The following is a 492-nucleotide window of genomic DNA, read 5'->3' as shown; positions in this document are numbered from 1 at the left end:
GAAATTAATACAAATCAACCAGGTGTATATAGGGTAAAATATAAGGCTGTAGATAGTCAAGGTAAAGAATCTGGTGAATTGACAATAACTGTTAAAGTTAGAGAAGATAAGCCAACAAAACCAGAAGCAACAGCACCAAGTGATGGAACAGTTACAGTAACACCAACAGGCGAAGCTGATAAAGTAACTGTTACTTACACAGATGAGAAAAATGCTCAGAAAACAGTAACAGTAGTCAAAGCTAAGGATGGAACATGGTCATCACCAGAGAAACCGGAAGGCGTAACAGTAAATCCAACAACAGGAGCATTGTTAATTCCAGCAGAAGGTGTTAGAGATAGAAGTAAAGTAACAGCGACAGCTACAAAAGGTGATAGTAGACCATCAGACCCAACAATAGTTACAGCGCAGCCTAAAGACTTCACTCCAGTGAAACCAGACGAGAAAGTTCCAGCCAAAGACAAAGACCACTTAACTCCAGAAGAGAAAAAA

1 pseudogene is annotated in these 492 nt (G+C 39.4%); it reads left to right on the top strand.

Annotated elements, in window-relative coordinates:
* Positions 1–492, top strand: a pseudogene (locus N8M09_RS10905) (hypothetical protein); the annotation flags it as partial.

It is taken from the genome of Streptococcus mitis, from assembly GCF_946190375.1.
GTDB lineage: Bacteria > Bacillota > Bacilli > Lactobacillales > Streptococcaceae > Streptococcus > Streptococcus mitis_CJ.
This window is presented reverse-complemented; position numbering and strand designations above follow the sequence as displayed.